Here is a 19762-nt window from a genome sequence, read left to right as displayed (position 1 = left end):
CTCCGTCGCTGTGCGCGCGAAAACCGTGCTGTTCTGTTTCAAGCTGTGACATGTTTAACCGACTGATCCTTCCATGCTCATCTCGATGAGCTTATTGAGTTCAAGCGCGTATTCCATGGGGAGCTCGCGCGCAATCGGCTCGATGAAGCCACGCACGATCATCGCCATCGATTCCTCTTCTGAAAGACCGCGGCTCATGAGGTAGAAGAGCTGGTCTTCGCTCACGCGGGTCACCGTCGCCTCGTGGGCGAGCGTCGCATCATCGGTTCGAATGTCGATTGCCGGGTACGTATCGCTTCGTGAAATGGTGTCGACGAGCAGCGCGTCACACACAACCGAGTTAGCCGCGTGGTGCGCGTTCGACTCAACACGAACCTCGCCACGGTAACCCGTACGGCCGCCACCACGGGCGATCGACTTCGAGAGAATCGAAGAGGTGGTGTGAGGAGCAAGGTGAATCATCTTCGCGCCAGCGTCCTGGTGCTGACCGGGGCCAGCAAACGCAACCGAGAGCGTCTCGCCCTTGGCGTGCTCACCCGTCAGGAAGATTGATGGGTACTTCATGGTGACCTTTGAACCGATGTTGCCATCGACCCACTCCATGAGGGCACCCTCTTCAGCGATCGCGCGCTTGGTCACGAGGTTGTACACGTTGTTTGACCAGTTCTGAATCGTCGTGTAGCGAACGCGAGCGTTCTTCTTCACGATGATCTCGACAACCGCCGAGTGCAGCGAGTCAGACTTGTAAATCGGAGCCGTGCAGCCCTCGATGTAGTGCACGTATGAACCCTCGTCAGCAATGATGAGCGTGCGCTCAAACTGACCCATGTTCTCGGTGTTGATGCGGAAGTATGCCTGCAGTGGAATCTCGACGTGCACGCCCTTGGGCACGTACACGAATGAGCCACCCGACCATACTGCGGTGTTCAGCGCTGCGAACTTGTTGTCGCCCGAGGGGATAACCGTGCCGAAGTACTCCTTGAAGATTTCAGGGTGCTCTTTCAGCGCTGTATCGGTGTCGAGAAACAGGACGCCCTGCGCCTCAAGGTCTTCACGAATCTGGTGGTACACGACCTCTGATTCGTACTGCGCGGCAACACCCGCGACGAGACGCTGACGCTCGGCCTCGGGAATGCCGAGGCGCTCGTAGGTCTCTTTAATCTCTTCTGGCAGCTCTTCCCAGCTCGTCGCCTGCTTCTCGGTCGAACGAACAAAGTACTTGATGTTGTCGAAGTCGATTCCCGAGAGGTCAGCGCCCCAGGTCGGCATCTGTTTTCGGTCAAAAATCTTGAGGGCTTTCAATCGGCGCTCAAGCATCCACTCGGGTTCGTCTTTCAACGCCGAAATATTGCGCACGACCGCTTCGCTCAGCCCGCGTTGTGCGGTTTCGCCGGCGGGGTCGTTATCGTGCCAGCCAAATTCGTATTGACCCAAACCCTCGAGCTCAGGTCGGTCGATTAACACTTCTGACATCTCTCTCAACTCCTCAAAATTTGTACTGTCTACAGGCTGCCCCGCGCGCTCATTATTCGTTACGCGGGCGCTGTATACCCCACTCAGCCAGCTTCACAGAGTTCCCTGAGACAGTGCAGTAAAGTTGGACTCAGGCAGTCACCGGGTCGATTGCACACGAACCCGGCGCCCCTTCGCCGCCAACGAGACTAGTCTACAAGGTCTCCCGGTAAAATGGGAGGGCGCGTGTTACGGGACACACCCCTTGTTTGAGAGGATCATTTTGTCTTCACAGCCCAGCCCCCAGAGGCGTACAAGCTCACCACTTCCCCGGTTTCTTATACCGGCCGCGTGGATCTCGTTTGTGCTCAATGTTCTCATCATCGCAACAGGCGGCGCTGTACGCCTGACAGGCTCTGGCCTCGGCTGTAGCGAGTGGCCCCTATGCACCCCCGACTCGTTCGTGCCGACCGAAGAGCTCGGCATTCACGGCCTCATCGAATTCGGTAACCGTACGATCAGTGGCCCCCTGCTTATCGCGGCCCTCATCGTGCTCATCCTGAGCATCAAAATTCGCAACGAGCGTAAAGACCTCTTCGTGCTGTCGATCATCATCACCGCACTCATTCTCTTGCAGGCCGTCGTCGGCGGCTTCGTCGTATGGGAGGGCCTCAAGGCCGTTCTCGTCGGCTTCCACTACACGGTCTCGCTCATCATCGTCTGCATTGCGGCGGCCTATCTCGTGCGCGCCTACAGCGGCCCCGGCCCTTACGTTCGCGACGTGCCGAAGGGCTTCGCGATCACTTCACACGTCATGACCCTCTTCATGGCCATCGTGATCGTCATGGGCGTCATCACCACGGGCAACGGGCCTCACTCGGGCGATGAAAACGTCATTCGCGATGGCTTCGACGCAACGCTCCTGAGCCACCTGCACGCATGGCCTGGCTACATCACGCTTGCGTTGCTCGTCGTGCTCATCGCCTGGGCCTTCCAGCGCGACCTGCGCCCCCTCAAATGGTTGCTGACCCTGCTCATCGTCATGGTCGTGCAAATCTTGGTCGGTGTCTTCCAGGCGCGCTCTGGTCTCCCCCCGGTCGCCGTCGGCGTGCACATGGTGCTCGCTTCGCTCACCGCGGCCACCATGACAGTCACGATCATGAAGCTCAAGAAGCCGCTCGCTCTCGACGCCTCGGCTGCTCCCGCGAAGACTCTCTAGCGGATCCGCGCTTCCGCCGCTACCGGCCCCCGTCTCACGACTCGCGCGCGCCGGTCGTGGCGCTGACGCTCTCACGCAAACGCCCGCTGTACGGGGCCCGTGGCTTCTCGCCTCGTAGCCCGGTGCGGCGGGCGCTTGCGTTTGTTGGCGCTTGCTCGCGTTTTTGACCGCAGCTTGACGAAAAGCAGGGTGTTTGTCGCTCAACACCCTGCTTTTCGTCAAGTAAACGCGAAAACGCCGCGCTCGAACGCCGCGCGAAAACCTCAAGCGAAACGCCGAGCGGAAAGCGCCCGGCGAGAACAGCCCAGCGCAAACCGCCCGCACCTACGACACAGCCCGAGCCCACCAAGAGGTGAGCCCGGGCTGGACATTCGTCAGGGCGAAGAAACGCTAGGCGCCGAACGCCTCAAGGTCGACCGTTTCGAACTCGAGCAGCTCTGAGCCGGTCGCGACGGGCTTCTTGGCGGGCGCACCCTCGGCACCACCGTGAGCGCCAGCTGCCGAGCTGTGGGAGTCGGCGGCTGGGGCGGCTGCGGCGTGGGCCGATCCGCCCTCGGCCGAGGCGCCGGCGCCAGCGGGGCGGCCGTGGCCATGCGCGTCTCCGCCCGAGGCGCGACGCTCCTGCCACGCGGTGAAGTCTTCGCGGGTCTCCCACGTCGTCACGACGAAGTAGCGTGATTCGCCAGCGGTTGGGCGTAGCAGCTGGAAGCCGACGTAGCCCGGCTCAGCGTCGAATGAGTGTTTGCGTGCGGCAAAGCGCGCTTCGAGTTCTGCTCCCTGACCATCGGGAACGCTGAGGGCATTGATCACGACGTACGACATGGGTACTCCTTGAGTGTTGATTATTAGAACGGCAAGAGCGGATCAACAGCGATCGCGACGAACAGCACCGAGAGGTACGTGATCGATCCGGTGAAGAGCTTCATGGGCTTGCCCTCTTGGCCGCGAATGGCGCTGCCGTAGAGGCGGTGCGCCTCAATGATGAAGAGGGCACCCGCGAGCACGGCGACAGCCGAGTAGACCCAGCCCATGCCCGCGACCGGGATGAGCAGCAGGCTCGAGGCAACGGTTGCCCAGGTGTACAGAATGATCTGCAGGCCAACCGTGATGCGACCACGAACAACGCCGAGCATCGGCACGCCGGCTGCTGCGTAGTCGTCGCGGTACTTCATCGAGAGCGGCCAGTAGTGAGGCGGGGTCCAGAGGAAGATGATGAGGAAGAGCACCATGGGTGCCCACGAGACGCTCTCGGTCACCGCTGCCCAGCCGATGAGCACTGGGAAGCACCCGGCGATGCCGCCCCAGATGATGTTCTGCTCGCTGTAGCGCTTGAGCAGCAGGGTGTAGACCACGACGTAGAAGAAGATTGCGAGGGCCGAGAAGAGCGCGGCGAGCCAGTTCGTCGTGAAGTAGAGCCAAACGATCGAGATGAGGCCAAGCACCCACGAAAAGATGAGGGCGTTGCGGTCGCTGATCTCGCCGGTGACGAGGGGGCGATTCTTCGTGCGGTTCATCTTGCGATCCATGTCGCGATCTATGTAACAGTTGAAGGCACCGGCTGAGCCGGCGCTCATCGCGCCGCCGATGAGCGTTGCGAGCACGAGCCAGAAGCTCGGCAGGGCCCTCTCGGCCAGGATCATGGCTGGAACGGTAACGACGAGCAAAAGCTCAACCACCCGGGGCTTTGTCAGCGAGACGTAGGCCTTCAGGGTGCGCGAAAAACTCTTCGGGGCCCCGAGCGGCTGTCCCGATGACTGAGCATAGGCAGAAGCATTCATCACTTAAGGATCCTACGCGAAAGTCGCTGTGCCCGATGTGAGCGAAATCTCAGGCGATACTGTGCACTCTTCGTGGCCTTGCGATACGCCCTTGGTGTGAAGCCGCACAGAGATTGCTGAAACCACGCTGCGGCGCGAAAAGCGGCCGAGCAAACCCGGTAGAGTTGGTGGCGGATTATGGCGTTCAAGCCCACGACACTTCAGCATCTGAGAGGCCCCCTGTGACGAACAACCTTGAGTGGAACGACATTGACGATCTCGCGGTCAACACCGCGCGCGTACTCGCAGCAGATGCTGTCGAGAAAGTTGGTAACGGCCACCCTGGCACAGCGATCAGCCTCGCCCCCGTTTCGTACCTGCTACACCAGAAGGTGTTTCGCCACGACCCGAGTGACTGCAACTGGGTTGGTCGCGACCGCTTCGTGCTCTCGATCGGCCACTCATCACTGACGCAGTACGTGCAGCTCTACCTCGGTGGCTACGGTCTCGAGCTTGACGATCTCAAGGCGCTGCGCACCTGGGGCTCGCTCACCCCAGGTCACCCCGAGTACGGCCACACCGACGGTGTCGAGATCACGACCGGCCCGCTGGGCCAGGGCCTCGCCTCGGCTGTCGGCATGGCATACGCTGCGCGCTACGAGCGTGGCCTCTTTGACCCAGAGGCTGCTCCGGGCACGAGCGTGTTCGACCACCACATCTACGTGTTGGCCGGCGACGGCGACCTGCAGGAGGGCGTCACCGCTGAGGCCTCGTCACTCGCGGGCCACCAGAAGCTCGGCAACCTCATCGCCATCTACGACAGCAACAAGATCTCGATCGAAGACGACACCGATATCTCGTTCACCGAGGATGTCGCGAAGCGCTACGAGTCATACGGCTGGCAGGTGCTCGAGGTTGACTGGAACGAGAGCGGCGCCTACGTCGAAGACGTGCCTGCCCTCTTCTCGGCGATCGAGGCAGGCAAGGCCGAGACCGGCCGCCCGACCCTCATCATCCTCAAGACGATCATCGGCTGGCCCTCACCCGGCAAGCAGAACACCGGTGGCATCCACGGCTCGAAGCTTGGCGGCGAGGAGCTCGCTGGTTTGAAGACCGCACTCGGCTTCGACCCCGAGGCCTCGTTCGAGGTCGCCCCGGAGGTCATCGAGCACACCCGCAAGGCTCTTTCGAGGGGTGCGGATCGACGCAGCGAGTGGAACGCAGCTTTCGACGCGTGGGCGGCTGCTCACCCCGAGAAGAAGGCGCTCTTCGATCGCCTGCAGAGTGACGAGCTGCCCGAGGGCATTGAAGCAGCTCTGCCGACGTTCGAGGGCGGCACCTCGGTCTCAACGCGTTCGGCGAGTGGCAAGACCATTGCAGCTCTGGCCGAGAAGATGCCAGAACTCTGGGGTGGCTCGGCAGACCTCGCCGATTCGAACAACACCACGATTCCCGGCGCAGCATCGTTCATTCCCGCCGAGTGGTCGACCCGTGCCTACCAGGGCAATGACTACGGTCGTGTCTTGCACTTCGGTATTCGCGAGCACGCCATGGGCTCGATCTTGAACGGCATTCAGCTGCACGGCAAGACTCGTTCATACGGCGGCACCTTCCTCATCTTCAGCGACTACATGCGCCCCGCGGTACGACTCGCTGCGCTCATGAACGTGCCAAGCATTTTCGTCTGGACCCACGATTCGATTGCGCTCGGTGAAGACGGCCCAACGCACCAGCCCATTGAGCAGCTCGCGACCCTGCGCGCGATTCCCCAGCTCTCGGTCGTGCGACCCGCCGACGCGAACGAGGTTGCGATCGCCTGGCATGAGACGCTCTCGCGCCACGAGGGCCCCACGGGCCTCGCGCTCACTCGCCAGAACGTGCCCGTCTTCGAACGCGGCACCGCAGAAGCAAGCGGCCAGACCCTCGCGTCGGCCGAGGGCGTGCGTAAGGGTGCATACGTGCTCGCTGAGACCACGACCGACTCGGTCGATCTCATTCTCATCGCAACCGGCTCAGAGGTGCAACTGGCACTTGAAGCTCGTGAAACGCTCAGCGCCGAGGGCATCGGCGTGCGCGTCGTCTCGGCTCCGTGCCTTGAGTGGTTCGCCGAGCAGAGCGAAGAGTACCGCGCTTCGGTACTCCCGAAAGAGGTTCGTGCACGGGTCAGCGTCGAGGCAGCGCTCTCACTCGGCTGGCGCGAGTACGTCGGCGACGCTGGCCGTTCAGTCTCGATCGAGCACTTCGGCGCATCGGCCGATTACCAGACGCTCTTCACGAAGTTTGGCATCACGACCGAGGCCGTTGTCGCTGCGGCACGCGAGAGCCTCGCAGAGGTGCGCGCATGACTCGCGCAACCGAGGCCCTCCGCGACGCCGGTGTGAGCATCTGGCTCGATGACCTCTCACGAGAGCGTCTCAACTCGGGCAACCTCGCCTCGCTCATCGAGAGCCACAGCGTCGTTGGCGTGACAACGAACCCCGCGATTTTCTCGGCCGCGATCCGCAATGATCAAAGCTACGCAGAGGCCCTCGCGGCCTGCGCGAGCGAGGGCCTCTCACCAGCCGACACGCTCACGCGACTCACCACAGACGACGTGCGCCAGGCGTGCGACCTCTTTGCGCCGGTGTACGAGCGCAGCGGTGGAGTCGACGGCCGGGTCTCGATCGAGGTCGAACCAGAGCTCGCACACGATGCAGAGCGCACCGTCGAACGGGCAGAACAGCTCTGGGCAATTGTCGATCGGCCGAACGCGATGATCAAGATTCCGGCAACGGCCGAGGGGCTGCCCGCGATCACCGCGACGCTCGCCAAGGGCATCAGCGTGAACGTGACGCTCATCTTCAGCCTCAGTCGGTACCGTGAAGTGCTCAACGCCTACTTCACCGGCATCGAACAGGCGCGAGCAAACGGGCATGACATCACCCGCATTCAGTCGGTTGCTTCGTTCTTTATTTCACGCTTTGATACGGCCGTTGACCCCGCGCTCGACGCGAGCGACGATGCCTCGCTGCAGGCGCTCAGCGGTTCGCTCGCGATCGCCAACGCGAGCGTCGCCTACGAAATTTTCGAAGAGCAGTCGAGCACCGAGCGTGCAGCGTTCCTCACCTCGGTCGGCATGCAGCCGCAGCGCCTGCTCTGGGCATCGACGGGGGTCAAAGATCCACGGCTCGCAGCAACGCACTACGTTACCGAGCTCGTCGCGGCAAACACCGTGAACACGATGCCCGAGGCGACACTGCAGGCTGCGAGCGAGCTCGACGAGGTCGCACCAGATCGTCTCGCAACGTACCTCCGTGAAGCAGCGATCAACATCGCGAAGCTCCCTGCCGTTGGCCTCGACTACCGCGAGGTGAGCGAGACGCTCGAGCGTGAGGGGCTCGAAAAGTTTGACGACGCTTGGAACGAGCTCGTCGCAAACGTCACCGAGCAGTTGGGGGCCGCACGATGAGCTCATTCATCAAGGCCGACATCGACGACGCCGCACTCTCTGAGGCCTCGATCGACTACCTCGTCGCTTCAAAAGCCGCATCTCGCCTTCGCGAAGGCGACGCGAGCCTGTGGGGTAAAGCCGCGGCAGCCGAAGCAAGCGAGCGACTCGGGTGGGTTTCGGCCGCGAGCGACATCGTTGACGTCATCGCGCAGGGCGAAGAACTGTGCGCAAAGCTCAGCACCATCGACTACTCACGGGTGCTGCTCTGCGGAATGGGCGGCTCAAGTCTCGCCCCGCAGGTTATGACGAACGACTCCCCCATTCCCCTCATCGCGATTGATTCGATTCACCCCGACTTCATCGCTGCCACGATGAGCGCCGAGTCACTCGCAGAGTCCGTCGTCATCGTGAGCTCTAAGTCGGGTGGCACAAGCGAAACGAGAACGCAGCTCGCGATTTGCGAAGACCGAATGAGCAAGGCCGGCATCAATGCCGCAGAGCGCATCATCGTTATTACCGACCCCGACTCTGAGCTCGAAGAGCACGCGCGGTTGCGCGGGTACAAGACCGTTCTCGGGCACCCGCACGTGGGCGGTCGTTACTCAGCGCTCACGGTGTTCGGTATGATTCCGGCCATGGTTGCCGGCGCAAAGCTTGACGAGATGGCCCCGAGCGTCTTCCAAACGGTTCGCGCCCTCTCACGTGACAGCGCTGACAACCCCGCGATCCGCGTCGCAAGCGCACTGAAGATCGCTGTCGAGCGCTCTGGCACCGCCCAGTTCTTTTCACCAGAACTCCCGGGTCTTCCCGCGTGGATCGAGCAGCTCGTCGCCGAATCAACCGGCAAAGACGGGCGCGGCCTTCTGCCAATCGCCCGCACGAGCGAAACGGTCACCCCCACGGGCGGCATGGTCGTGCACCTGCGCGAACACGAGACCGCGGTCACTTCGCTCGCTGCCGAACCAGAGATGGTCATCACCGGCCCCCTCGGCGTGCACTTCTACTTTTGGGAGGTCGTGACCTCACTCCTGTGTGTACTGCTCGAAGTGAATCCCTTCGACCAGCATGATGTTGAGCGCACGAAGCGAGCAGCACGGGGTATGAAGCCCGGGGACCTGCTCTCAGCAAATGTCACTGAGCCATGCGAGGGGCTCGAGGTGACGGTCGGGCTGAGCAAGACAAAGCCCGAAACGCTTGATGCCTTACTCACCGAATTTATCGGCGCCGCCGAGGGTGCGGCCTACGTCGTGATTCAGGCATTCTTGCCCGAACGAAGCGAAGCGCTCGAAGCACTCGCGAAAGCCGTTGAAGATCGAAGCGGCACCCCCGCGACCGTAAGCTACGGACCGAGTTACCTTCACTCGACCGGCCAGCTGCACAAGGGCGGCCAGCCCGGCGGGCTCTTCTTGAGCGTGTACGAGAAGGCCGAGCACGACATTCAGGTACCAGGCACCATCACAAGCCTCGGCTGGCTCTGCGAAACCGCGGCCATGGCTGATCAAAAGGTGTTGCGAGGGCTTGACCGCAGGCTCATGGCACTGCGGGTAGCAAACACAAAGGTGCTGAGCCTTTTGGCCCAGCACCTGTAAGTGTTGTTTTTCGTGTCACCCTACCGCCTATGCGGTACCACGACGCTTGCGGAGCTTCTGGAGCGCCTGCTCCAGAAGCTCTTCTGCTTCTTCGGGCGTGCGACGCTCTTTGACGTACGCGAGGTGCGTCTTGTACGGTTCAGGCTTTTCGAGAACCGGTGGGTTGTTCTTGTCGCGGCCGGCAGGAAGACCCGACTGAGGCGAGTCGATCTGCTCGGGAATATCGTCTTCTGAAACGTCAGAGGCAAAGTAACGAATCGTTTCGTTGCCCATCGCGTCCCAGTACGAGATTGCCGTGCGCTCTGCACGAATACCGTAGTCTTTTTCGCCCATCGGGCCCGAGCCTACTCGAGCCCCGCGAATGGCGTTGTTTCCAATTGCCATGGTTCCATCACTCCTTAAATGAGCGCGAATCGGGTCAAGAGACCCAATGCAATAATGCTCAAGAACCAAACGATCGAAACGACGACCGTGATCCTGTTGAGGTTTCGTTCTGCAACCCCAGAAGAACCGAGGCTTGACGTCACCCCACCACCAAACATATCTGAGAGACCGCCACCGCGGCCCTTATGCAGGAGGATAAAGAGCGTCAGGAGCAGACTCGTGATCACGAGGATTACGAGCAAAATCACCTGGACAACAATCACAGTGAACGTCCCTTCCGACGATTTGAGCACATGAGTACGTTTTTAGTATACCCGCACTTCAGGGTCAGCCCGCGATAACGTGCTTCCTGAACTGCGCAATCTTGGAGAATTCGGTCGCGTCGAGACTCGCTCCGCCGACGAGCACCCCGTCGATATCGGGCTGCGCCATGAAGTGTGCGACGTTAGCACTCGCGACCGATCCGCCATACAGAATTCTCGTCTGGGCTGCGGCTTCTGCGCCCCACTCCTCGCGAATGAGCTCGCGAAGGGCGCCGATAACGGCCTGCGCGTCTGCGGGGCTCGCGGCCTGACCACTGCCGATGGCCCAGACAGGCTCGTATGCAACGACGATCTCTGCCCCGGCTGTCAGCGCGCGCAGTGCTTCACGCAACTGCTCGCGCGGTACCTCTGCCTCGGCGCGCGTCTCACGCTCTTCGGCTGTTTCGCCGACGCAAATGATCGGCACGAGGTCGTGCTTGACCGCCGCTTTAGCCTTGAGTCCAACAATCTCGTTCGTCTCTGCATGCATTGCGCGACGCTCGGAGTGCCCCACGATCACGTAGCTGACCTCGAGCTTCTGCAAGAACTGTCCTGAGATGTCGCCGGTGTAGGCGCCCGAGTCGTGCGGTGAGAGGTCTTGGGCGCCGAGTTTCAGTTCCATCTTGTCGGCAACGAGGAGCGTCTGCACCGAACGGAGGTCGGTGAACGGAGGGAACACTGCGACCTCGGTCTCGGCATACGAGTGCTTCACGTCTTCGAGTGCCCACGACAGTTTTTGTACGTTGGCGATCGCGTGCAGGTGGTCGAGGTTCATTTTCCAGTTGCCCGCGATGAGCGGGGTGCGGGTGTTGAGGCTCACTTGAGCACCTCCAGACCGGGCAGCGATTTGCCCTCAAGGTATTCGAGGCTTGCGCCGCCACCGGTCGAAATATGACCGAATGACGAGTCTGCGAAACCGAGTGCGCGTACCGCGGCCGCTGAGTCGCCGCCACCGACCACGGTGAAGGCCTCTGAGTCGACAAGCGCCTGAGCTACGTCACGGGTGCCCTGTGCAAAGGCCTGCATCTCGAAGACGCCCATAGGGCCGTTCCAGAAGACCGTCTTGGCCCCAGCAATTTCAGCGGCAAAGAGCTTCGCGCTTTCTGGCCCGATATCGAGCCCCATGCCGTTCTCGCCGAATGCCGTCTTCGCGATATCGGCGACCGCGACCGTTTCATGCGCCGCATCGGCCGCAAACCTCTCGGCAACAATTGCGTCAACAGGAAGCACGAGCTTCACGCCGAGTTCTTCAGCCTTTGCCATATAGCCGCGTACGGTGTCGAGCTGATCAACCTCGAGCAGGCTCGCGGCAACGTCGTGCCCCTGAGCTTTAAGGAAGGTGAACATCATGCCGCCACCGATGAGAATCGTGTCGACTCGCTCGAGCAAGTGAGCGATCACTCCGAGCTTGTCTGAGACCTTCGAACCGCCGAGCACGACGACCGAGGGGCGCTCGGGCCGCTCGGTGAGACGCTCGAGTACCTCTGACTCGGCCGCGATCAGCAGACCGGCGGCGCTCGGCAAGAGGGCAGCGAGTTCGGTGACGCTCGCCTGCTGGCGGTGCACCACACCAAAGCCGTCAGAAACGAAGGCGTCGGCGCCCTGAGCAAGCTGTTCTGCGAAGGCCTGACGCTCTGCCGCGTCTTTCGACGTCTCTGCCGCGTTGAAGCGCAGGTTTTCGAGCACGACGACGTCTCCGTCGACCATGGCTGCGCGAGCGGCCGAAGCCTTCGCGCCCACCGTCTCCTCGACAAAAGTCACGTCAGTTTCGAGCAGTTCACCGAGGCGTGAGGCGACCGGTCGCAACGACAGCTCGGGTTTCACCTCTCCCCCGGGCCTGCCAAGGTGGCTCACGACGATCACCCGTGCGCCCTGCGCGCTGAGGGTGCGGATCGTCGGTAGCGAGGCAACGATGCGTCCCTCGTCTGAAACCGTTCCGTCATTGAGCGGAACGTTAAGGTCAGCGCGCACCAGAACGGTGCGCGACGTGAGATCGCCGAGTGATTCAATCGTGCGCAAGAGTGTAGGCCTTTCGAGAAGGGACAAGGTCGGTGAACACAGCTGTGGGGCGAAGCACCGAAGTGCCCCGCCCCACAAGAGTCATTTAGATGAGCCCCGTTGTCTGGGTGCGTGCGCGCTCAAGGCGTGCAGCCACGTCTTCCCAGTTCACAAGGTTCCAGAACGCGTCGACGTAGTTGGCGCGCACGTTCAGGTAGTCGAGGTAGTAGGCGTGCTCCCACACGTCGAGCATGAGCAGTGGCACGGTACCAGCGGGAAGGTTGCCCTGCTGGTCGAAGAACTGCTGAACGTTGGCGCGCTGGCCGAGCGTGTCCCACGCGAGAACCGACCAGCCTGAGCCCTGAACGCCCATTGCTGCGGCGTTGAACTGCTTCTTGAAACCGTCAAAGCTACCGAAGTACTCGGTGATCGCTGCAGCGATTTCGCCCTCTGGTTCGCCGCCACCGTTGGGTGACAGGTTCTTCCAGAAGATGCTGTGGTTCACGTGACCACCGAGGTTAAACGCGAGATCTTTCTCAAGTTTGTTCACGTTTGCCAGATCGCCTGACTCGCGTGCTGCAGCCAGTGCTTCAACCGCGCCGTTTGCGCCGGTTACGTATGCCTGGTGGTGCTTCGAGTGGTGCAGCTCCATGATCTTGCCGCTGATGTGCGGCTCGAGAGCACCATAGTCGTAATCAAGTTCGGGAAGTGTGTACGTCATCATTCACCTTTCGTTACGTGTTCATCCAGTGTAGACCGTGACCCTTGACGATCACAGAGTGTCCTCGGGCAGCGTAATATCGGTGCCCGGGATGCCACGATCCTCTGCCTCTTTATCGGCCATCGCGAGAAGCCTGCGAATGCGGCCAGCGACCGCATCTTTCGTGAGCACCGGGTCGGCTTTGGAGCCGAGCTCGTTGAGGCTCGCCTCACGGTGCGCAAGGCGAAGTTCACCCGCGTACTTCAGGTGTTCGGGAACCTCATCGCCGAGAATCTCGAGGGCACGCTGCACCCTTGCGCAGGCGTGCACCGAGGCCTGAGCGCTTCGGCGTAGGTTCGCGTCGTCGAAGTTGACGAGCCTATTAGCGTTGGCGCGGTTCTCGCGCTGCGTGCGAACGTTGTTCCACTCTTCGAGAGCCTTTGGCGCTCCCATGAGCAACAGCATCTCGCCAATCGCTTCTTCGTCTTTGATCATCACTTTGACCTGCGAGCGGATCTCGCGCGCTTTCGCGGCGATGCCCAAACGGCCAGCTGCACCAACGAGAGCCATCGCCGCCTCGTTTCCGGGGGCAACCACCTCGAGGCTCATCGAACGACCGTGCGTGATGAGCGCCCCACGGGCGAGGAAAGCGCCACGCCATGCGGCAGCAAGCTCTTCGCGACGGCCAGTTGTGACGTTGTTTGGCAAACCTCGAATCTGACGACGTTGCGCGTCGAGCAACCCGAGCTGACGGGCGAGCGTTTCACCGTTCAGCACGCGAACCAAGAACTCGGGAGCACTCCCCCGGTTACTTGAGGGGCGCATCTGCTTTGCTTCGGCACGAACACCGTAAATTTCATGCAGGTCGCGGCGTACGCGTTGCACGATGTGAGCGGTGTGCAGCTCAGCTTCTAAAGCAATTCGACCTGAAATGACGTGCAGCCCTCCTGCAAAACGCAGAATGGTCGTCACTTCAGCAATTCGCTCGCGTGTGGCCTGTGGACGCACAGTCACGAGCTCATTTTTAATGTCGGCAGTCGACGCCAATGATTCTCCTTGTCGTAACAGAGGTAAGTAATCCCGAGATGCAACGCGACGAGGCGTTGCTTATTCGCGGCCCAGGTCGCGGTTCGTAACGCTCACGCTGACACCGGGCAGAGCCGCTAGTCTATCGGCAAGTTCGCGTGCCATTGCGACACTGCGGTGTTTTCCTCCAGTGCAACCGACAGCAAGCGACGCGTGTCGCTTATTTTCTCGTTGAAAACCTGCCGTTACTGGCGCGAGTGCGGCGACATAGTGATCGAGAAATTCGGTGACGCCCTCCTGCGCAAGAACGTATTCTTGAACCGCTGGATCTTGCCCCGTGAGCGGGCGCAGCTCGGGATCCCAGAAGGGGTTCGGGATGAAGCGCATGTCAACGATAAGGTCGGCGTCGGTCGGCGCCCCGTATTTAAAACCAAAAGATTGAACGGTGAGTTTCAACCCGGGTGTGTCTTCGTCTGAGAAGAGCTCGCGGGTATGGTTCGAAAGATCGTGCACGTTGTAACGCGAGGTGTCGATCACGACATCGCTCGTCGCACGCAACTCAAGCAGGTGCTCACGTTCACGCTTAATGCCCTCACTGAGCGAGGCATCGCGCTGCAGCGGGTGCGGTCGACGAACCGCTTCGTAGCGGCGCACAAGCACGTCGTCGGCAGCGTCGAGAAACACGACGCGCACCTTCGTTGACTCACTGAGCTCGGTAATGGTCGCCTGAATCTCTTCGAACACCATATTGCCTCGAATGTCGATCACCGCCGCGATCTTTGGCAACGCGCCCGACTTGCCAGCCATGTCAGCAAGCGTCGGCAGCATGGCGAGCGGCAGGTTGTCGACGACGTACCACCCGAGGTCTTCGAGGGCGTTGGCAACCGTACTGCGGCCGGCCCCACTCATGCCGGTGACGATCAAGAATTCTTGGTCTGGCGAGTGCACGGTCATACGATCACTTCTCTTCCGCTCCGGGGGTGTTATTGGCTGCATTCAGAATACCGCTTTCGGCCGGGTTGTGAACGTCTGCGAGATGCTCAGAAATTGCCCGGGCCAACGTCTCGCTAAAGCCGGGGATCGTCGCGATTTCTTCCGCTCCCGCAGCCCGGAGGCGCTTCACCGAGCCGAAGTGGCTGAGCAACTGCTTCGTGCGCTTGGGGCCAAGTCCTGGCACCTCTGAGAGCTGCGTGTGAATGTCTCGCTTCCGCTTGGCGCGCTGGTAGGTAATGGCGACCCGGTGTGCCTCATCGCGCAGGCGTTGCAACAAGAACAGTGCCTCGCTCGAACGGGGCAAGATGACCGGGAATGGGTCGTCGGGAAGCCACAGCTCCTCCATACGTTTTGCGAGCCCGCACACGCCGACCGAGGTGAGACCTTCTTCGGTGAGTGCTCTGTACGCAGCGTTGACCTGCGGCTGCCCGCCATCAACGACGATGAGCTGGGGCACCTGCCGGCGGGCCTGGGCACCCTCGATACCGTCGCTCTCTAGATACTCGACGATACGTTTCGCACGCCGTTTGACCACCTGATAAATCGAGTCGGTGTCATCGGTCGTCTCTTCAATTGAGTACTTCCGGTATTCGTTTTTCGCGGGCATTCCGTCTTCAAACACGACGAGAGAGGCGACCACGTTCGTGCCCTGCAGATGTGAGACGTCAATACACTCGATGCGAAGGGGCGCCTCAGCGAGGCCGAGCGCGGCCTGTATTTCACCGAGGGCGTCAGTTCTCGTCACGATATCGGCAGCCCGGCGCATGTTATAGCGAATGAGCTGTTCTCCGGCGTTCAAGTTCGCGCGGTCGAGCAGCTGTTTCTTCTCGCCTCGTTCTGGCACGAGAACGTTCACCTTGCCACCGCGAGGGCGATGATCACTGAGCGCCGTCACGAGCTCTTTCGCGCTCTCGGGAATGGCGGGAACGAGAATCGTCGGCGGAACCGATTCGAGGTCATAGGCCGATTGCAGGGCGAACTCGGCGAGACGGCCCATGGTGTTATCAAGCTCGACATCGACCACCCAGGCATGCTCGCCACGAATGCGACCGTCTCGCACAATGAACATGTGCACCGCCGCTGAGAGGTCGTCCATCGCGAAACCAAACACGTCGAGGTCTTCCCCCTCGCCGAGCACCATCACGTTTTGCTCGAGCGCGAGTCTCGCTCCCTCGATCTGATCACGCACCTCTGCGGCACGCTCGTACTCCTGGTCGAGCGCCGCGGTGCGCATTTCGTCTTCGAGCCGCCGTATGAAGCCTTTATCTTGACCGTTCAAGAACGCCACGAGCTGGTTAATGCGCGCACGGTGTTCTTCGACCGTGACGAGCTTCGAGCACGGGCCGAAACAGCGCCCGATCTGCCCGCCTAGGCACGGCCGCCCTGACCGCATCGCTCGGTTGTAGTCGGCATCGTTGCAGGTGCGAATCGGGAACGCCTGCTGGAGTGCAGACATCAGCTGTTTAATGGCCCATACCTTGGGGTAAGGCCCATAATATTTAGCCCCCTTGTACCGACGGTTGCGCGTCATAACGAGCCTTGGGGCCTCGTCGCCAAGCGTCACCGCAAGATACGGGTAGCTCTTGTCGTCACGAAACTGAACGTTAAATGGCGGTGAGAATTCGTTGATCCAGGTGTGCTCGAGAATGAGCGACTCGGTGTCGGTTCCCACCACCGTCCAGTCGACCCCTCGCGCGAGCTGCAGCATGCGCTGCGTTCGCGGAGCGAGGCGATCCATCTGCCCAAAGTAATTGAGCAGTCGATTACGCAACGACTTCGCCTTGCCGATGTACAGCACGCGGCCCTGAACATCAGAGAAGCGATAGACGCCAGGTTGTGTGGGTATCTCAGAGTTCTTTGGCCGCCACTCGGCCCGAGTGTCAGTGAACCCCGTCATCACGCCCGCTCTTTCTTCTCCTTAGCAAAGATCTCGGCAAGAAACTGTCCCGTGTGACTCTCGGCAACCTTGGCTACCTGCTCGGGGGTTCCCTGCGCGACGAGCGTACCACCGCCCGATCCGCCTTCTGGCCCGAGGTCGATGACCCAGTCGGCTGCACGAATCATGTCGAGGTTGTGCTCAATGATGATGACGGTGTTGCCCTTGTCGGCCAAGCGGTTCAGCACGTCGAGCAGTCGACGAACGTCTTCGAAGTGCAGGCCTGTCGTGGGCTCGTCAAGCACATATGCAGTACGGCCGTTTGACCGCTTCTGAAGCTCGGTCGCGAGCTTGACACGCTGCGCCTCGCCGCCCGAGAGCGTTGTCGCGCTCTGCCCCAGCCTCACATACCCGAGGCCAACGTCGACGAGTGTTTTCAAGTACCGGTGAATCGATGAGATGGGCTCAAAGAACTCCTCAGCCTCGGCGATTGGCATGCCGAGCACCTCGGCAATGTTTTTACCCTTGTAGCGGATCTGCAGTGTCTCACGGTTGTAGCGCTGGCCGTGGCACACCTCGCAGTCGACGTAGACGTCTGGAAGGAAGTTCATCTCAATCTTGAGCGTGCCGTCGCCCGAGCAAGCCTCACAGCGGCCTCCCTTGACGTTGAAGCTGAAACGACCCGGCAGGTAGCCGCGCACCTTCGCCTCTTGCGTCTCAGCGAAGAGTGTGCGCACCTTGTCAAAGACGCCGGTGTAGGTCGCGGGGTTCGACCGCGGCGTGCGCCCAATCGGGGCCTGATCGACGTGCACGACCTTGTCGAGTTCTTCGAGCCCCTGCACTCGAGTATGTTTGCCGGGAACGAGCCTCGCGCCGTTGAGCTTATTAGCCATGACGCGGTAGAGAATGTCGTTGACGAGTGTCGACTTGCCCGAGCCACTAACCCCGGTCACCGCGGTCATGATGCCGACCGGAACATTGACGTCGATGTTCTGCAGGTTGTTTGAGCGGGCACCCTGAATTTTCAGCTGCCGCTTGGAATCGCGTTTGCGGCGCTTCTTGGGGGTTTCAATTGCACGCCTGCCGGCGAGGTAATCGCCGGTGAGAGAATCGGTGTTGGCAAGCAGGGCTTCATAGCCACCCGAGTGCACGACTTTACCGCCCTCGACACCGGCACCCGGGCCGATGTCGACAATCCAGTCGGCCGCCTGAATGGTTTCTTCGTCGTGCTCAACAACGATGAGCGTATTGCCCAGGTTTCGCAGCTTCACGAGTGTTTCGATGAGCCGCCGGTTGTCACGCTGGTGCAGGCCGATGCTCGGCTCATCCAGCACATACAGCACGCCCGTGAGCCCAGAACCAATCTGGGTCGCGAGGCGAATGCGCTGTGCCTCACCGCCCGAGAGCGAACCCGCTGAGCGCGCAAGTGTCAAGTAGCCGAGGCCCACTTCGGTCAAGAACTCGAAGCGGAGGCGGATCTCACGAAGCACCTGCGCCGCGATCTGTTGCTGGCGCTCGGTCAGCTCGACGCCCTCGAAGAAGGCGCGCGCGTCGGTAAGGCTCAGCTCGGTGGCGTCAGCGATCGATGAATCGTTGATCGTGATAGCGAGCACCTCGGGTTTGAGTCGTTTGCCATCGCAGGCCGAGCACGGCACCTCGCGCAAAAACTCTGAGAGTCGATCGCGGCGTGAATCTGATTCGACTTCCTGGAACTGGCGTTCGACCCACGGGACAACGCCCTCAAACCCGGTCGTGTACTTCACCTCGCGCCCAAAGCGGTTGCGCCACTTCACGCCCACGTTGAAGTTATTCCCGTAGAGAACGGCCTCCTGCACTTCCTCGGGAAGCTTCTTCCACGGCGTTTTCAGTGAAAAGTCGAGCTCTTTCGCGAGCGCCACGAGCGTGCGCTCGAAGTAGTTGTACAGGGTTTTTCCCTGACTCGTCCACGGGATGAGAATGCCCTCGTTAATCGAGAGTTCCGGGTCGCCGAGCACGAGGTCGAGGTCGACCGACTGCGAGGTGCCAATACCGTGACAGGTCGAGCACGCACCGAAAGGCGCATTGAATGAAAAGGTTCGCGGCTCAATCTCGGTGAGAGTGACGGGGTGCTGGTTGGGGCACGAAATCTTCTCACTGAACGTTGCCCTGCGGTCGTCGGCCTTGGCGTCGCGATCAACGAAGTCAACCTCGACGATACCGCCGGCGAGGCGGAGGGCGGTTTCAAGCGAGTCAGTCAGACGCCCCAAACCATCAGGCTTCGCAACGAGTCGGTCGACGACGACGTGGATCGTGTGCTTCACCTGCTTCTTGAGCTTTGGTGGATCGGCGAGTTGCACCACCTCGCCATCGACAACCGCGCGTGAGAAGCCCTGTGAGTGAAGGTCTTGAAAGAGGTCGACGAACTCACCCTTCTTCTGCACGACCGCTGGCGCGAGCAGCTGGTAGCGCGTGCCCTCGGGAAGGGCCATGAGCTGGTCAGCAATTTGCTGTACGGTCTGCGCCTGAATCGTTGCACCGCACACGGCACAGTGCGGCGTGCCAATGCGCGCCCAGAGCAGTCGCATATAGTCGTAAATCTCGGTGATCGTGCCGACGGTAGAGCGCGGGTTGCGGTTCGTCGACTTCTGGTCGATGGAAACGGCTGGGCTGAGCCCCTCGATAAGGTCGACATCAGGTCGATCGACCTGCCCCAGAAACTGCCGAGCGTAGGCGCTCAGTGATTCAACGTAGCGTCGTTGCCCCTCAGCGAAGATCGTGTCGAACGCGAGGCTCGACTTACCCGAACCGGAAAGCCCTGTAAAGACGACCATCGAGTCGCGAGGGATCTCGATGTCAACATTGTCCAGGTTATTTTCGCGTGCCCCTTTCACACTGAGTGTTGCGTGGGCGGCCGATGAACGCAATGGGGTGGCTTCTTCTGTTTGCACCCCTCTATTGTAGGCCCTGAAGCTGAGAATATTCGAACCTATGTACGAATCGATTCGATTCACCACTTCCCTTGCCTCCGTCACTCTTTACGATTATTATTGACGTAAG

At 61.0% G+C, this 19762-nt stretch carries 16 protein-coding genes; 4 read left to right on the top strand and 12 right to left on the bottom strand.

Annotation, left to right across the window (positions count from 1 at the left end; genetic code table 11):
- Positions 1-54 precede the first annotated feature (54 nt).
- The gene (gene sufB, locus JSO19_RS13060) at positions 55-1473 is read right to left on the bottom strand and encodes a Fe-S cluster assembly protein SufB (protein ID WP_270912072.1); all 1419 of its coding nucleotides are present in this window, start codon (positions 1471-1473) and stop codon (positions 55-57) included.
- A gap of 244 nt (positions 1474-1717) precedes the next feature.
- Here sufB and JSO19_RS13055 point away from each other — a divergent pair, with 244 nt between their 5' ends.
- Complete coding sequence (locus JSO19_RS13055; protein ID WP_333735219.1) at positions 1718-2671, top strand: COX15/CtaA family protein; 954 nt, start codon at positions 1718-1720, stop codon at positions 2669-2671.
- A 390-nt stretch (positions 2672-3061) separates the two neighbouring features.
- Here the strand turns inward: JSO19_RS13055 and JSO19_RS13165 are convergent, their stop codons facing one another.
- On the bottom strand, positions 3062-3493 hold the full coding sequence (locus JSO19_RS13165; protein WP_442915700.1) for an antibiotic biosynthesis monooxygenase family protein: 432 nt from the start codon (positions 3491-3493) through the stop codon (positions 3062-3064).
- Between the two features lie 23 nt (positions 3494-3516).
- The gene (locus tag JSO19_RS13045) at positions 3517-4449 is read right to left on the bottom strand and encodes a heme o synthase (RefSeq protein ID WP_270912154.1); all 933 of its coding nucleotides are present in this window, start codon (positions 4447-4449) and stop codon (positions 3517-3519) included.
- Positions 4450-4670: 221 nt separating this feature from the next.
- Between JSO19_RS13045 and tkt the strand changes: the two genes are divergently transcribed.
- From tkt to JSO19_RS13030, 3 genes are read left to right on the top strand one after another with little or no spacing between them, the layout of a single operon-like run.
- A complete protein-coding gene (gene tkt / locus JSO19_RS13040) occupies positions 4671-6773 on the top strand; it encodes a transketolase (protein ID WP_270912070.1) in 2103 nt (700 codons plus the stop codon).
- Positions 6770-7876, top strand: coding sequence for a transaldolase (gene tal, locus JSO19_RS13035; protein WP_270912069.1), 1107 nt, complete (start codon positions 6770-6772; stop codon positions 7874-7876). The genes tkt and tal overlap by 4 nt, the downstream gene beginning before the upstream one ends.
- Positions 7873-9447, top strand: coding sequence for a glucose-6-phosphate isomerase (locus JSO19_RS13030; protein ID WP_270912068.1), 1575 nt, complete (start codon positions 7873-7875; stop codon positions 9445-9447). Before tal ends, JSO19_RS13030 begins: the two co-directional genes overlap by 4 nt.
- 27 nt (positions 9448-9474) lie before the next feature.
- On the opposite strand, the gene JSO19_RS13025 is transcribed toward JSO19_RS13030, so the two are convergent.
- From JSO19_RS13025 to uvrA, 9 genes are all read right to left on the bottom strand, one after another.
- Positions 9475-9831 (bottom strand): RNA polymerase-binding protein RbpA, encoded by a 357-nt coding sequence (locus tag JSO19_RS13025; RefSeq protein ID WP_217132273.1) that lies wholly within the window; start codon positions 9829-9831, stop codon positions 9475-9477.
- Between the two features lie 14 nt (positions 9832-9845).
- The gene (gene secG, locus JSO19_RS13020; protein ID WP_217132695.1) at positions 9846-10094 is read right to left on the bottom strand and encodes a preprotein translocase subunit SecG; all 249 of its coding nucleotides are present in this window, start codon (positions 10092-10094) and stop codon (positions 9846-9848) included.
- A 64-nt stretch (positions 10095-10158) separates the two neighbouring features.
- The gene (tpiA, locus tag JSO19_RS13015) at positions 10159-10953 is read right to left on the bottom strand and encodes a triose-phosphate isomerase (protein WP_270912067.1); all 795 of its coding nucleotides are present in this window, start codon (positions 10951-10953) and stop codon (positions 10159-10161) included.
- Positions 10950-12152: a phosphoglycerate kinase gene (locus JSO19_RS13010; RefSeq protein WP_270912066.1), complete on the bottom strand. Its 1203-nt coding sequence runs from the start codon at positions 12150-12152 to the stop codon at positions 10950-10952. The genes tpiA and JSO19_RS13010 overlap by 4 nt, the downstream gene beginning before the upstream one ends.
- An 85-nt stretch (positions 12153-12237) precedes the next feature.
- Positions 12238-12855 (bottom strand): superoxide dismutase, encoded by a 618-nt coding sequence (locus JSO19_RS13005; protein WP_270912065.1) that lies wholly within the window; start codon positions 12853-12855, stop codon positions 12238-12240.
- Positions 12856-12903: 48 nt separating this feature from the next.
- Positions 12904-13878, bottom strand: coding sequence for a DNA-binding protein WhiA (gene whiA, locus JSO19_RS13000; RefSeq protein WP_270912064.1), 975 nt, complete (start codon positions 13876-13878; stop codon positions 12904-12906).
- Between the two features lie 60 nt (positions 13879-13938).
- Entirely contained in the window at positions 13939-14811 is an 873-nt protein-coding gene (gene rapZ / locus JSO19_RS12995) for an RNase adapter RapZ (RefSeq protein WP_270912063.1), read from the bottom strand.
- Positions 14812-14815: 4 nt separating this feature from the next.
- Entirely contained in the window at positions 14816-16747 is a 1932-nt protein-coding gene (uvrC, locus tag JSO19_RS12990) for an excinuclease ABC subunit UvrC (RefSeq protein WP_270912062.1), read from the bottom strand.
- Positions 16747-19653, bottom strand: a complete 2907-nt coding sequence (uvrA, locus tag JSO19_RS12985) for an excinuclease ABC subunit UvrA (protein WP_270912061.1) — start codon at positions 19651-19653, stop codon at positions 16747-16749. Before uvrA ends, uvrC begins: the two co-directional genes overlap by 1 nt.
- Positions 19654-19762 lie beyond the last annotated feature (109 nt).

The sequence above is a fragment of the Leucobacter sp. UCMA 4100 genome (genome assembly GCF_027853335.1).
Lineage (GTDB): Bacteria > Actinomycetota > Actinomycetes > Actinomycetales > Microbacteriaceae > Leucobacter_A.
This window is presented reverse-complemented; position numbering and strand designations above follow the sequence as displayed.